Origin of the sequence: Delftia acidovorans SPH-1 (genome assembly GCF_000018665.1) — a bacterium.
In the GTDB taxonomy this organism is placed as follows: Bacteria; Pseudomonadota; Gammaproteobacteria; order Burkholderiales; family Burkholderiaceae_C; genus Comamonas; species Comamonas acidovorans.
The window spans coordinates 5347273-5362339 of record NC_010002.1; the positions used below are offsets into that span (position 1 = coordinate 5347273).

At 69.1% G+C, this 15067-nt stretch carries 8 protein-coding genes; 2 read left to right on the top strand and 6 right to left on the bottom strand.

What is annotated here, in order from left to right:
- Positions 1-97: 97 nt before the first annotated feature.
- The 5 genes from DACI_RS24460 to DACI_RS24480 form a co-directional block, all read right to left on the bottom strand.
- The gene (locus tag DACI_RS24460) at positions 98-1330 is read right to left on the bottom strand and encodes a VWA domain-containing protein (RefSeq protein WP_012206643.1); all 1233 of its coding nucleotides are present in this window, start codon (positions 1328-1330) and stop codon (positions 98-100) included.
- Positions 1327-3891 carry a DUF5682 family protein gene (locus DACI_RS24465; RefSeq protein WP_012206644.1) on the bottom strand — a complete coding sequence of 855 codons (2565 nt, stop codon included), beginning with the start codon at positions 3889-3891 and terminating at the stop codon, positions 1327-1329. Before DACI_RS24465 ends, DACI_RS24460 begins: the two co-directional genes overlap by 4 nt.
- A gap of 51 nt (positions 3892-3942) precedes the next feature.
- Entirely contained in the window at positions 3943-5025 is a 1083-nt protein-coding gene (locus DACI_RS24470; RefSeq protein ID WP_012206645.1) for an AAA family ATPase, read from the bottom strand.
- A gap of 70 nt (positions 5026-5095) precedes the next feature.
- Positions 5096-6859 carry a DUF5691 domain-containing protein gene (locus DACI_RS24475; RefSeq protein ID WP_012206646.1) on the bottom strand — a complete coding sequence of 588 codons (1764 nt, stop codon included), beginning with the start codon at positions 6857-6859 and terminating at the stop codon, positions 5096-5098.
- On the bottom strand, positions 6856-8301 hold the full coding sequence (locus DACI_RS24480) for an SWIM zinc finger family protein (RefSeq protein ID WP_012206647.1): 1446 nt from the start codon (positions 8299-8301) through the stop codon (positions 6856-6858). The genes DACI_RS24475 and DACI_RS24480 overlap by 4 nt, the downstream gene beginning before the upstream one ends.
- A gap of 476 nt (positions 8302-8777) precedes the next feature.
- Here DACI_RS24480 and DACI_RS24485 point away from each other — a divergent pair, with 476 nt between their 5' ends.
- Both DACI_RS24485 and DACI_RS24490 read left to right on the top strand, forming a co-directional pair.
- Positions 8778-10097 (top strand): putative DNA modification/repair radical SAM protein, encoded by a 1320-nt coding sequence (locus DACI_RS24485; RefSeq protein ID WP_012206648.1) that lies wholly within the window; start codon positions 8778-8780, stop codon positions 10095-10097.
- Positions 10098-10112: 15 nt separating this feature from the next.
- Positions 10113-10952, top strand: a complete 840-nt coding sequence (locus tag DACI_RS24490; protein ID WP_012206649.1) for a TIGR03915 family putative DNA repair protein — start codon at positions 10113-10115, stop codon at positions 10950-10952.
- A gap of 78 nt (positions 10953-11030) precedes the next feature.
- On the opposite strand, the gene purL is transcribed toward DACI_RS24490, so the two are convergent.
- Entirely contained in the window at positions 11031-15065 is a 4035-nt protein-coding gene (gene purL, locus DACI_RS24495; protein WP_043782486.1) for a phosphoribosylformylglycinamidine synthase, read from the bottom strand.
- Between the last annotated feature and the right edge of the window lie 2 nt (positions 15066-15067).

A 15067-nucleotide genomic window follows, 5' to 3' on the forward strand; every position in this document is an offset into this window, starting at 1 on the left:
TCTTTTTGCCCGGGCGCCATCATGGGGCCTGGGCATGTCCTGCCCATGTAGGAGATGCCCGGCGGCCAGCCCGGTCACGGGGCCGACCGGCCGTCCGTCACTTGCTGGTCTTGAAGCCCTGCCCTGCCGCCCAGGCAGCCACGTCGTCGCGGCGGATGGCGGCTGCCATGAGCTGCGGGAAGGCATCCGGCGTGCAGGCGAACGAGGGCACGCCCAGCGCGGCCAGCTTGGCGGCCAGTTGCGCGTCGTAGGCGGGGGCGCCTTCGTCGCTGAGTGCCAGCAGGGTGATGAACTGCACGCCCGACTCCACCAGTTCGGAGGCGCGGCGCAGCAGGCCGCTTTCCACACCGCCTTCATAGAGGTCGGAGATGAGCACGACGATGGCGTTGCGCGGCTCGCTGATCAGGCCCTGGCAGTAGCCCACGGCACGGTTGATGTCGGTGCCGCCGCCCAGCTGCACGCCAAAGAGCACGTCCACCGGGTCGGAGAGCTTGTCGGTCAGGTCCACCACCGCCGTGTCGAAGACCACCAGACGGGTAGCGACGGCCGGCAGGCTGGCCATGACGGCTCCGAAGATGCTGGAGTAGACGACGGAGTTGGCCATGGAGCCGCTCTGGTCTATGCACAGAATGACTTCGCGCTGCGGGCGGCGGACCTTGCGGCCGTAGCCGACCAGGGTCTCGGGCACGATGGTGCGGTAGTCGGGCTGCCAGTGGCGCAGGTTGGCGCGGATGGTGCGGTTCCAGTCGATCTCGGAGTGGCGCGGGCGGCGGTTGCGCTGGCTGCGGTCCAGCGCGCCCGAGACGGCGCTGCGCATGGGCTCTTCCAGGCGGCGCATGAGGTCATCCACCACCTTGCGCACGACGATGCGCGCGGTCTCCTTGGTGTTCTGCGGGATGACGGAGCCCAGGGAGATGAGGTCGGCCACCATGTGCACGTCGGGCTGCACATGCTCCAGCATTTCGGGCTGGAGCATGAGTTCGCGCAGGTTCAGGCGCTCCATGGCGTCGCGCTGCATGACCTGCACGACCTGGCTGGGAAAGTACTTGCGGATGTCGCCCAGCCAGCGCGCCACGCTGGGCGAGGAGTTGCCCCGCCCGCCGCGGCGCGAGAGGCCACCGTCCTTGTTGTCCTCTTCGTAGAGCGCGGCCAGGGCCTTGTCCATCTCGTCGATGGAGCTGCCCTTGGGGCCCAGCCCGCCGCAGCTGGCCTCGGACGGCTGGCCCAGCACCAGGCGCCAGCGTTGCAGGCGGGTGGTGGGCTGGGGGGCGGTCTCCTGCGGGTCGGCGCCGGCAAGGGATGCATCGTTCACGGTGGCAGCGGTGTTCATGGCTGGGCCTCCTGCAGGCGGGTCAGCGGTTGCGCGGGCAGGTTCAGGCCCAGCAGTTGATCGAGTACGGGAATGGCGAGCACGGCACGCGCCTCGTTCCAGGCGCCGTCGTCCCCATCGCCTGCCGCGCCTGCGGCACCTGCGGATGCGGCCGCCACGGCCGCACTGCCCTGGCCGCGCCGGGCCTTTTCGCCCAGGCTCTGGCGGTCATGGTTGGAGAAGGCCGAGAAGCTGCGGCGCACCAGGGGCAGGATCTGGGTGAACTGGGTCTCGCCCAGCTGCGCCAGCCAGGCATCGACGGCGCCCCAGATGGCGTCGTCGTGCAGCAGCACCAGGGCCTGGCGGTTGAGAAAGCCGTCCAGCCAGGCGGCAGCGTCCAGCGGCGGCACGCCCAGCGAGAGATTGCGGCCCAGTTGCGTGGCCACGGCCTCGCTGTCCAGGCGGTGGGCATCGAGCAGCAGGCGGCAGGCCGCGCCGCGCAGCAAGGCGGCGCCTGCGTCGCCCATGGCAATGCTGCGCAGGGCGCCGAACCAGGCTTCGCGCGGCTCCTCGGCATCGCGCAGACGCAGGGCCTCGTGGGCCTGCAGCACCGTGGCCTGCATGTGTCTTGCAGCGTCTTCGTCCAGCGCCATGCAGGCCAGGGGCAGGCCGATGGCGGCACGCAGCGCCATGCTGTCGATCACCGTGGCCAGGGCCTGGGTGTCGGTCTGGCGCACGCTGCCGTAGCGCAGCACATTGGCCAGCGGCGGCAGCGCCTGCATGAGCTGGGAAACATCGCCGGTGCTGGCCGAGCGGTCGGCCAGGTCGTGCATGAGGGCATCGACCAGGTGCGGCAGGTCGGCCAGCAGGGCGTCGTCGATGGTCTTGGCCAGCTCGGGCAGCGGGGTCTCGGGCGTCAGCGCCTGGCGCACCTTGGCCGCGGCGGCCTGCACCAGGGTGCCGCCGTAGCGGCTGGCCTCGATGATGCGCACGGCCAGCTCGGGCTCCCACTGCAGCTGCCAGCTTTCGCGGAAGGTGCCGCGGTTGCGCTGCTGGTCGGTGGTGACGCTGCCCCACTCTATGCCCAGCAGGCGCAGGCGGTGCAGGAAGTGGCTGCGTTCGCGGTCCGTGTCCTTGCGCAGGTCCAGGGCCAGGACCTTGGCGGCCGCCTCGGGCTTAAGGCGCAGGCTTTTTTGCTGCTGCTCGATGTCGCGCTGCAGCGGCACCTGGGGCACGTCGGCGGGCACGCCGCCGATGCGGTCGCCCACGCTGAGTTCGCGCTCGATCAGGCGCAGCGGCGTGCGCTCGCCCATGCTGATGACGGTGACGATGGCCTCGTCCAGCTCGGGCAGGCCGGGGCTGGCGTGGCCGCGCAGGGCCGCCAGGCTTTCGGCCAGGCGCGTGGCCTCGATGATGTGGGCGCTGGAGCAGTCCAGGTCCTTGGAGCGCAGCAGATGGGCCACGCGCGCCAGCCAGCCGACGGTGCGCTGGGTGCTGGCGCGTGCCGGGTCGGCAGCAGGTGCGGGCTGGAGCAAGGACTCGGGCACAGGCTCGGAGCAGCGCCACAGATGTTCATACCAGCCCGGCGAATCCACGCCCGCGCCATAGCCGCTGGATGAGCACAGGTTGCGGTAGGTCCAGGGTGCCCAGGTGGCCTGGACCTTGGCCTTGGGCAGGCCCTTGAGCGTGGCGGCATCGGCCTTGGCGGTGACCTGCGCCTGCAGGGCCGGCACATGCCATGCGCCGCAGACCACGGCAATGCGCTGGTGGCCGGCCTTGACGGCCTCGCGCATGCACTGGCGCATCCAGGCTTCGCGCAGCTCCTCGCGCTGGGCATGGCGTTCTCCGCGCACTTCGTTGGGCAGCTCGGCACGCACCACGGTCATGGCTTCGGCAATGCCCTCGAACAGGGTGGCGCCGTCGCCGCGTTCCTCGACCATGCGGTTCCACCAGCTTTCGCCGTCGGGGTAGCCAGCGGCCTCGGCCAGCAGGTCCAGCGGATCGCGCCAGTCCCGCCTGCCGGAGTCCGAGGGATCGACGGCGAGGTCGGCAGCCGGCACGGACTGCGTGGTGTCGTCGCGGTCCAGGGCCTCGGCGGCATTGCTCTGGAGCTGGCTGCCGTCTGCCGCAGCGGCGACGGAATCGGAGCCGGCATCTGCATCCTGGCCTTCATCGGCCGCATCCGCGCCTGCATCAGCTGCATCTGCTGCCGCCGCCTCGGCCCGGCGCCGCTCCTGCTCGGCCATGTCCAGCGCCATGCGGTGGGTCTGGGGCAGGTCGATGAAACGCGTGGCCACGCCCTGGCGCGCCGCCCATTGCAGGGCCTGCCATTCGGGCGAGAACTCGGCGTAGGGATAGAAGGCGGCATGGGCCGGACTGTCCTGCACATAGACCAGCATGGCCACGGGCGGCTGCAGGTCGGCATGCTGCAGCATGGGCAGCAGGGACTCGCCCTCGGGCGGTCCCTCCACCAGCAGGCAGTCGGGCTGCAGCTGCTCCAGGGCCTGCAGCAGGCTGCGCGCGCAGCCCGGGCCATGGTGGCGGATGCCGAAGAAATGAAGCGGATTGGCAGAGGTGGCCATACAGGGGATGCGCAGAGGGTGCGGTCGGTCAGCGATGCGGGACTGGGGGCTTCAGAGCTGCTCGCGGCAGGCGCGGTACAGGTCCTTCCAGTCGCTGCGTTCCTTGACCACGGTCTCCAGGTATTCCTTCCAGACCACGCTGTCCTGCACCGGGTCCTTGATCACGGCGCCCAGCAGGCCCGAGGCCACATCGCCCGCGCGCAGCACGCCGTCGCCGAAATGCCCGGCCAGCGCCATGCCGCTGTTGATGACCGAGATGGCCTCGGCCGTGGACAGCGTGCTGCTGGGCGACTTGACGCGCACGGTCTTGCCGTCTTCGGTCTGGCCGTTGCGCAGCTCGCGGAAGATCTGCACCACGCGGCGCACTTCCTGCAGGGCCGGCGGCTCGGCGGGCAGGGCCAGGGCGCGGCCCTGCTCGGCCACGCGCTTGGTGACGATCTGCACCTCTTCGTCCTGCGAGGCCGGCACGGGCAGGATGACGGTGTTGAAGCGGCGCTTGAGCGCACTGGACAACTCGTTCACGCCCTTGTCGCGGTTGTTGGCCGTGGCGATGACCGAGAAGCCCTGCACGGCCTGCACTTCGCTGCCCAGCTCGGGCACGGGCAGGGTCTTTTCGGACAGCACGGTGATCAGCGTGTCCTGCACATCGGCCGGGATGCGGGTCAGCTCTTCGATGCGGGCGATCTTGCCCAGCTTCATGGCGTTGACCAGGGGGCTGGGGATCAGCGCCTTCTCGGACGGGCCGTGGGCCAGCAGCTGGGCGTAGTTCCAGCCGTAGCGCAGCTGCTCCTCGCTGGTGCCGGCCGTGCCCTGCACCAGCATGGTGGAGTCGCCGCTGACGGCGGCCGACAGGTGCTCGGACACCCAGGACTTGGCCGTGCCCGGCACGCCGTACAGCAGCAGGGCGCGGTCGGTGGCCAGGGTGGAGACGGCGATTTCCATCAGGCGCGGATTGCCGATGTACTTGGGGCTGACTTCGAAGCCGTTGCCGAGCTTGCCGCCCATCAGGTACTGGAGCACGGCCCAGGGCGAGAGCTTCCAGTTGGGCGGACGCGGACGGTCGTCCACCTTGCGCAGGGCTTCGAGTTCTTCGGCGAATTGCTGTTCGGCATGCTGGCGCAGGACTTGGCTCATGGTGTGCTTCCGGGAAGGGGTAAAGGTTGGATTCGGTTCGGTTCGGGGTATGCGGCAGGACGGGCGCGGCTCAGGCCGGGCCGCGCAGGGCGACAAAGGCCTGGTGCAGGCCCAGGCGCAGATCGACGATGCGCTCCAGATGGCCGCGCATGCGCTCCTCGTCCCAGGGCCGCACGCGGCTGCGTTCGAGGCGCGCCTGCTGCTGGGGCGTGAGGGGAATGCTTGCCGGTGCGGCAACTGCAGCGGCTGTGGCGGCAGCGGTGGCCGTGACTGCTGCCGCAGGTTCGGTTTGCGGCTCGGGCTCAGGCTCGGGTTGCGCATCCAGCACCGAGGGCTTGCGCCACAGTTCGGCAAAGCGCTCCAGCGCGGTCACGTCCAGCATGCGCGCACAGGACAGCAGGGCCTGGTCGGCGCGGTAGCTGTGCCAGTTGCCCGTGATCTGCTTGCCGCCCACGGCCACGTGCAGTGCCTCGGTCAGCCGCGCAGACAGCGCTGGCGAGAGCAGTTCGGCGCCGCCCAGCGACTGGGACATGCCTTCGATGGCATCGATGAGCTTGTGCCTGTCGCGCTCGAACTGGGCAATCCAGCGGGACTCGCGTTCCTCGCGGGACAGCCGGGCCATGAGGGCGGGCAGGAGCGCGTCGTGGCGCATGTCGCGGCCCATGGTCTGGGCGGCATCGATCCATTCCACGTCCAGCTGGTACTGCAGGGCCCGCACCCAGCCCTGGCGCAGCGAGGACTTCCAGTCGCTGCGCCGGCTCCATTCCATCACTTCCAGGGGCGTCAGGCCCAGGGCGCGGGTCCAGAAGGACACGGGCGTGAGCTGCACCATCTGCTCCAGCAGCCAGGCCTTCTTGCCGCCACGGTGGTAGGCGTCGGGCTTGAGCGTGATGCCGTCTCGCTCCCATTCCTTGAGGCCTTCTTCGGGAGGCTCCACGATCCACTGGCCCTTGTCGTCCTGCTGCAGCATGGACTGCATCCAGCCCATGACGCGCTGGCTGTGCGCGCTGTCCGGCAGGCACGAGAGCATTTGCGCGGCGTTCTCGCGGATCTCCTTGCTGCGGTCGGACAGCAGTTTTTCGAGCAGCGGCTCATCGTCCATGCCCAGCCCAACGGCCAGGGCCTGGACCAGGGGCAGGCGCTCCTTGGCGCCCAGCTCCTTCAGGCTGCCTTCCAGCCGCGTGCGGGCCTTGGCGGCATCGGTTGCGCGCTCGCTGCGCAGCAGGGCCAGGCGCTGCTCCACCGAGCCCTCCTGCCAGACCAGTTCGGGGTCGGCGGTCTCCTCCACGCCGCTGGCATAGCCCCATTGCGGGTTGAGCGCGCCCAGCCAGCGTCCGCGCTCGCCCAGCACGGGGGCCAGCCACTGGCGCAGTTCCACGGACTGGCGGCCCTGCTCCAGCGCAGGCACCAGCAGGTCATGGGGCAGGCGCTGGCCGGCCTGGTCCAGGGTGCGCAGCATGGAGGCCTGCAGCTCGAACGGGCCGTCCTTGAGCACGTCGCCCATCAGGGTGTGCAGGCGCGCATCGGCCGGCGCGGCGCGCGACTCCGCAGGCGCTGCGGCCGGCACGGCCAGCGGTGCCGTCAGGCGCACCAGCGCGCCAGGCTGCCAGCCGGCCCGCTCGAACACGGCCGCCACGGCGCTGGCGCGCAGCAGTTGCTGGGCGGGCGAGTCACCGGCCACGTCAGTGCGGGGCTGCAGCGCGGCCTGCACGGCCTGCTGCGACCCGCTTGCGGACGGGTCCACGCCCGAAGCCAGCGCAGGCGGCACCGCCAGCCGGTCCGAGCCGACCATGGCCGATTGCTGCAGCGCAGCCCAAAGTTGTGCGTTGCTCATACCGGATCACCCTGGTTCTGCCAGATACATTGCTGGGCGGTTTCGCCTTCGCGGGCCTGCCAGGCGCTCAGCAGCCGCCAGCGGCCCACGGCCGGGCCGGGCTCCCATTCGCCAAACAGCTGCATGGGCGCGCCGCCGCTGAGCGCCAGCAGGCGCCAGGCCTCGGCATCGTCAATCGCCACGGGAACGGGCTGCACTGGCGCCGCCGTGCCAAGGGTGACCGGCGATGCATCCAGCGCTTGGGGCCAGGCCGCGAACCACTGGCCCTGGGCGGGCACCAGCCGCAGTCGGTCCTGGCACAGCGGCTGCGTGGCCTGCAGCGGGTTGGCGGCAATGCGCTGGCCCAGCAGTTGCAGGACGTCGCCCCCGGCCGAGGTGGCCAGCGGGCTGGCGCCATCGGCAGGCAGCGCAGGCCCGTTGCCATTGGCCGCAATGGCGCGCAGCGGCGCATGGCCCGGATAGAAATTCAGCGCGCAGCCGTAGCGATGGCCCGGCACCCAGGCCGATTCAAAGCCGCGCCCGCCCTGCGCATAGTCCAGCACCAGGGCCATGCGCCCCGTGCGCTGGCCCTGCAGCCAGACGCGCCGCTCCATGAGCCGGCCTTCGCGCTCGATCATGCGCAGGCCGGCCACCAGCCATTCGTCCTCGACCAGCTGGCCCCTGGCCTGCACCTCGGCCTTGTCCATGGGCCAGCCCAGCGCGGCCATCACGTCGGCCTTGACCTCGGGGCTGAGCGATTCGCGGCGGCGAACGGCGTCGATGATCAACTGCCAGTGGCCCAGCTGCACCAGCATGTCGCGCGGCCAGTCGCGGTGGCTGTCCACCAGATCCCGGCAATCCTTGATGCGCGCCGCCATGCCGGTGGCCTGCGCATCGACCATGCGCGCGGCCATGTTGTTCCAGCGCTGGCGCATCTGCGTGTCGCTGGCCTGGTTGGCCAGGCCCGCACGCACCATGTCCTGCATCCACAGCGACAACTCCTGCAGGCCGGCTTCGACCTTGTCCCAGCGCTTGTCCTCGCGCCTGGCCTGCTGTTTGGCCGCGACCTCGGGATCGGGTGGCGGCTCGGCCGCTGCGGCGGCAGCCTTGGCCTCTTTCTTCTCGGCCTTTTCCTGACGGCTGTCCAGCCAGGTCTGCACCCAGGCGGGCGGATCACCGCCTTCGGGGACTTGCCCGCCGGCACGCATCAGCATCAGCGCCAGCCCGTGCTTGCAGGGGAATTTGCGGCTGGGGCAAGAGCATTTGAAGGAAGGCCCCGACAGGTCCACCTGGGTCTGGTAGGGCTTGCTGCCGCTGCCCTGGCATTCACCCCAGACCGCCACATCATTGGCGCCCATGGAGGGCCATTTGGCGGGCGATTGCAGGCCCTTGGCGGCCTTGCTGGATGAGGCGTCCGGCGACAGCGCCAGCACTTCGCTCTCTGTTCCTAATACACGCGACACCGAAGCTCCCTCTCCAAGTGTTTGTCATCGCCGGGCGCATTGAATGAAACGGCACTGCCCGGGAAACCCGAAAGCCTATCAGCAATAGTTATCGGCAATTTGAAACAATTCACAACAACACCCAACCTCTCTCCCATGAATGGGGAACGCCATGGCGCACAGTCAGCTGCGCTATATCAGCGCGTGCATTGATGGCACCAAGCCATGCCAGTCTTCAGGCATTGCAAAAGACGCAGAAAACATGCATTCACCATTTCCTGCGATGCACATCGCCCCCATTGAAAGCAAGCACTCATTCCGCACTGAAAACGGTTTCATTTCATTGCACTGGCAACCATTGCAATCCGCTGGCCATTGCGATAGCGCGACAGTGCGTTCGACCCGCAGCCAGGCAAGGCCGGACCAGACCCAGGCTGGAGGATGGGCTCTCGAAAAACCGGACGTGCCAGGCAAATATACTGTATATTCATACAGCCATGGAGCTGCAACGCAAACTTTTCATCCTCGCCGACGCCGCCAAGTACGACGCCAGCTGCGCCTCCAGCGGATCGCAGGGGCGCGACTCGCTGGACGGCAAGGGCATGGGCTCGGTCACCGGCATGGGCATCTGCCACAGCTATGCGCCCGACGGGCGCTGCATCTCGCTGCTCAAGATCCTGCTGACCAATGTCTGCATCTTCGACTGCCGCTACTGCATCAACCGCAAGAGCTCCAACGTGCAGCGCGCCCGCTTCACGGTGGCCGAGGTGGTGCAGTTGACGCTGGACTTCTACCGGCGCAACTGCATCGAGGGGCTGTTCCTGTCCAGCGGCATCATCCGTTCCAGCGACTACACCATGGAGCAACTGGTGGAAGTGGCGCGCCGCCTGCGCGAGGAGCATGACTTTCGCGGCTACATCCATCTGAAGACCATCCCGGATGCCGCCCCCGAATTGCTGGCCCAGGCAGGCCGCCATGCCGACCGCCTGAGCATCAATGTGGAACTGCCCACGGCCAGCGGCCTGGCGCTGTTCGCGCCTGAAAAGGATGGGCAGCGCATACGCCAGGCCATGCAGGGCGTGGACCGGCATGTGCAGGCCTGGCGCGCGGCCACGCGCGAGCAGCGCCAGGCGCAGTCCCTGCCCGGCGCGCCCGCGCAGCGCGCCGCCGTGCCGCGCTTTGCGCCGGGCGGGCAGAGCACGCAGATGATCGTGGGCGCCGACCGCGCAACCGATGCCGACATCCTCGAATCCAGCCACACGCTGTATGCAGGCTACGGCCTGCGCCGCGTGTACTACTCGGCCTTCAGCCCCATTCCCGATGCCTCGCGCGATCTGCCGCCGCAGGCGCCGCCCCTCATGCGCGAGCACCGGCTCTACCAGGCCGACTGGCTGATGCGCTTTTACGGCTACGGGGCGGGCGAGATCGCGGCGGCCAGCCGCCACGGCATGCTGGACCTGGAGATCGACCCCAAGCTGGCCTGGGCACTGGCCAACCGACAGCAGTTCCCCGTGGACCTCAACCGTGCGCCGCGCAGCCTGCTGCTGCGCGTGCCGGGCCTGGGCACGCAGACGGTGGACCGCCTGCTGGCGGCGCGCCGCGTGCGCAGGCTGCGGCTGGACGATCTGCTGCGGCTGCGCGCCCCCGTCCAAAAGGCCCTGCCCTTCGTGCTGATCGACGGCCACCGGCCCCTGCTGGGCGAGACCGACTCGGCCGCGCTGCGCACCCGGCTGATCGCGCAGTCGCAGGCCAGCCAGGCCCAGGCACGGCACAGCGGCATGCGCGTGCAAAGCGCGCTGCAGGCCAGCCTGTTCTAGCGCCTGGAGCACGCCATGCAAGCACAGGCTCTCACCATCGAACTCGACAGCCCCGACGACTGGCCCGGCTTTCGCGCAGCCTGCAGGGCGCTGCTGGCCCATGGCGCCGACCCCGCCCTGGTGCGCTGGCGGTGGCCTGACACGCAGGGTGCGCAGCCACTCGGCGCGGGGGTGGACCTGTTTTCCAGCGCGCCGCAGCAGGCCATGCCCGCCTCGGCGCTTGCCGGGCTGGCCGGCCCCGGCGAGGCAGGGCTATCCCTGTCGGACACCCAGATGTCTGCCCTGCGCCATGCCTGCATGCACCGCGCGGCAGGCCGCTTCGAGCTATGCCACCGCTGGCTGGCACGCATGCAGGCCCGGCCCGAACTGCGGCTGGATGCGCTGGATGCGGACTGGCGCGCCATCGAGGCCCTGGCCCGCCCCGTCTCGCGCGAGATCCACAAGATGCACGCCTTTGTGCGCTTTCGGACCACGCAGCGGCAGAACCAGCCCGATCTGCACATTGCCTGGTTCGAGCCCGAGCACCACATCGTGCGCGCGGCAGCACACTTCTTCTGCAAGCGCTTTGCCAACATGCACTGGGCCATCCTCACGCCGCAATGCAGCGCGCACTGGGACGGCCATGCGCTGCGCCTGACGCCCGGTGCGCGCCGCAGCGATGCCCCGCCAGCCGACGCGGGCGAGGCCCTGTGGCTGACCTACTACGCCAGCACCTTCAACCCGGCGCGCCTGAAGGAGCAGGCCATGCTGCGCGAGATGCCGCGCCGCTACTGGCACAACCTGCCCGAGACGGTGCTGATCTCCACCCTGGTCCAGCAGGCCCGCGCGCGCACGGCGCAGATGCTGGCGCCGTAACGGCAGCCGCCAAAAAGAAACAGAAAAAAGAAAAGGCCCCGAAGGGCCTTTGTCTGCTTTGCAGCGTCGCTCAGTGCATCAACCCAGCCACTTGCGGGCGTTGCGCCACACGCGCATCCAGGGGCTGAATTCCGACTTGTCGCCGTTGGTCCAGCTCATCTGCACGTTGCGGAACACGCGCTCGGGGTGGGGCATCATGGCCGTGAAGCGGCCATCGGCCGTGGTCACTGCCGTCAGGCCGCCGGCCGATCCATTGGGATTGAACGGGTACTGCTCGGTGGCCTTGCCGTGATTGTCCACATAGCGCATGGAGGCGATGGCCTTGTCCGCATTGCCGCGGAAGCGGAAGTTGGCAAAGCCTTCGCCGTGGGCCACGGCGATGGGCAGGCGGCTGCCGGCCATGCCCTGCAGGAACAGGCTGGGCGACTCCAGCACTTCCACCATGGACAGGCGCGCCTCGAAGCGGTTGCTCTGGTTCTGCGTGAAACGCGGCCAGTCCTGCGCACCGGGAATGATGTCGGCCAGCTCGGCAAACATCTGGCAGCCGTTGCACACGCCCAGGCCGAAGGTATCGCTGCGGCCGAAGAACTGCTGGAACTGCGCGGACAGGCTGTCGTTGAAGGTGATGGAGCGCGCCCAGCCGATGCCGGCGCCCAGCGTGTCGCCGTAGCTGAAGCCGCCGCAGGCCACCACGCCGGCGAAGTCCTGCAGCTGCGCGCGGCCGCTTTGCAGGTCGGTCATGTGCACGTCCACTGCGTCGAAGCCGGCCTCGGTGAAGGCGTAGGCCATTTCCACATGGGAGTTCACGCCCTGCTCGCGCAGCACGGCCACGCGGGGGCGCGCGCCCAGGTTCAGGAAGGGTGCGGCGGGGTTCTCGGCCGGGTCGAACGTCAGGTGCAGGTGCATGCCCGGGTCGGCAGGCTCGCCGGCTGCGGCGTGCTCGCTGTCGGCACAGGCCGGGTTGTCGCGCTGCTGGGCAATCTTCCAGCTGACGGCATCCCAGACCTGGTGCAGGTCGCTGAGCGAGGCGCCGAAGACGGACTTGGCATCGCGCCAGACCTGCAGTTCGCCCTTGCCCGCATCGACCTTGGACGAGGCGGGGCGCGTCTTGCCGATGATGTGGCTGCAGGTGGACAGGCCATGCTCGCGCAGGGTCTGCAGCACGGCGGCGCGGTCGGCCGTGCGGATCTGCAGCACGGCGCCCAGCTCTTCGTTGAACAGTGCGCGCAGCGTCATGTCGTCGCGGCGGCCGCTGATCTGGGAGGCCCAGTTCTTGCCTTCGCCCGAGTCCATGCGGCTGTCGCTGATGCCGTCGCCTTCGGTGACCAGCATGTCCACGTTGATGGCCACGCCCACATGGCCGGCGAAGGCCATCTCGGCCACGGTGGCCAGCAGGCCGCCGTCGCCCTTGTCGTGGTAGGCCAGGATCTGGCCCTTGGCGCGCAGGTCGTTGACGGCATCGACCAGGGCAATCAGGTCCTTGGCGTCATCGAGGTCAGGCGTTTCATTGCCGGACTGGCCCAGCACCTGGCCCAGGATGGAGCCGCCCATGCGCATCTTGCCGCGGCCCAGGTCCACCAGGACCAGGGTGCTGTCGTCTTCCGAGGCGTCCAGCTGGGGCGTGAGCGTGCCGCGCACATCGTCGATGGAGGCGAAGCCCGTGATGATCAGGCTGACGGGCGAGGTCACCTTCTTGACCTGGCCGCCCTCGTTCCACTGGGTGCGCATGGACAGGCTGTCCTTGCCCACGGGGATAGAGATGTCCAGCTGCGGGCACAGCTCCATGCCCACGGCCTTGACGGTGGCGTAGAGCGCCGCGTCTTCGCCGGGCTCGCCGCAGGCGGCCATCCAGTTGGCCGACAACTTGACCTTGGACAGCTCGATGGGCGCGGCCAGCATGTTGGTGATGGCCTCGGCCACGGCCATGCGTCCCGACGCCGGGGCGTTGATGGAGGCCAGCGGCGTGCGCTCGCCCATGGCCATGGCCTCGCCCTTGAAGCCACGGTAGTCGGCCAGGGTCACGGCCACGTCGGCCACGGGCACCTGCCAGGGGCCGACCATCTGGTCGCGGTGCGTGAGACCGCCCACGGCCCGGTCGCCAATGGTGATCAGGAAGCGCTTGGAGGCCACGGTGGGGTGGGCCAGCACGTCGATCACGGCCTTTTCCAGCGGCACGCCGGTCAGGTCCATGGGCGGCAGCTCGCGCTGCACGGTGGCCACGTCGCGGTGCATCTTGGGCGGCTTGCCCAGCAGCACGTTCATGGGCATGTCCACGGGGAACCTCTGGTCGCCCGAGGCCACCGCCGTGTCCTCCAGCACCAGCTGGCGTTCTTCCGTGGCCGTGCCGATCACGGCGAACGGGCAGCGCTCGCGCTCGCAGAAGGCCGTGAACTCGGCCAGCGATTCGGGAGCGATGGCCATCACATAGCGTTCCTGGCTTTCGTTGGACCAGATTTCCTTGGGCGCCAGGCCGGATTCCTCCAGGTTGACGGCGCGCAGGTCGAAGCGCGCGCCACCGCCCGCATCGTTGGTCAGCTCGGGGAAGGCATTGGACAGGCCGCCAGCACCCACGTCGTGGATGGCCAGGATGGGGTTCTTGTCGCCCTGGGCCCAGCAGTGGTTGATGACTTCCTGGGCGCGGCGCTCGATCTCGGGATTGCCGCGCTGCACGGAGTCGAAGTCCAGCTCGGCCGCGTTCGTGCCGCTGGCCATGGAGCTGGCAGCACCGCCGCCCATGCCGATGCGCATGCCGGGGCCGCCCAGCTGGATCAGCAGGGTGCCGGCGGGGAACTCGATCTTCTGAGTCAGCTCGGAGTCGATCACGCCCAGGCCGCCCGCGATCATGATGGGCTTGTGGTAGCCGCGCATCACGGCATCGGCACCCACGCCGACCTGCTGCTCGTACTCGCGGAAATAGCCGGTCAGGTTGGGACGGCCGAATTCGTTGTTGAAGGCCGCGCCACCGAGCGGACCCTCGATCATGATCTGCAGCGGGCTGGCGATGTGCTCGGGCTTGCCCACTTCGCTGCCCCACAGCTTGGAGACCGTGAAGCCCGACAGGCCGGCCTTGGGCTTGGAGCCGCGGCCCGTGGCGCCCTCGTCGCGGATCTCGCCGCCCGCGCCGGTCGATGCGCCGGGGAAGGGGGAGATGGCCGTGGGGTGGTTGTGCGTCTCCACCTTCATCAGCACGTGGTTGACGGCCTGCTTCTTCTGGTAGCTGGGCGCCTTGATCTTGTCCAGGGCCGCCTCGAAGGTGGCGACGAAGCGCTCGACCTCATGGCCCTCCATGATGGAGGCGTTGTCCGAGTAGGCGACCACCGTGTGCTGGGGCGAGACCTGGTGCGTGTTGCGGATCATGCCGAACAGGCTCTTGTCCTGGGCCACGCCGTCGATGGTGAACTGGGCGTTGAAGATCTTGTGGCGGCAGTGCTCGCTGTTGGCCTGCGCGAACATCATCAGCTCCACGTCCGTGGGATTGCGCTGGAGGCCCTTGAAGGCATCGACCAGGTAGTCGATCTCGTCGTCGGCCAGGGCCAGGCCCCATTGGCGGTTGGCGGTCTCCAGCGCGGCGCGGCCACCGCCCAGCACATCGACGAACTCCATGGGAGCGGCGTCCAGGGCGGAGAACAGTTGCTCGGCCTCGGCGCGCGTGGCGAAGACCGACTCGGTCATGCGGTCGTGCAGCAAGGCGGCGATCCGTGCAGTCTGCTCGGCCGAAAGCTCAGGCGCGCTGCCCAGCACATTGCTCAGCAGGCCGGTCTTGAAGGCGATGCGGTACTCGGTGATGCGCTCCACGCGGAACACGCCCAGGCCGCAGTTGCGGGCAATGTCCGTGGCCTTGGAGGCCCAGGGGGAGATCGTTCCCAGGCGCGGCGTGACCACCAGGGCGGCACCGTCGGCCGGGCCTTCATAGGGGTCTCCATAGGTCAAGAGCGCCTGGAGGCGCTCTTGCAGTGCGGGCGTGGGTGCGGCGTCCGTGGCCACCAGGTGCACGAAGCGCGCGGCAATGCCGGTGATTTTGGGATGGATGGAGACCAGTTCGGTCAGGAGCTGCTGGGCGCGGAACGAGCTGAGAGCGTTTCCACCCTCCAACTGTGTCAGATGCAAGGTCACGT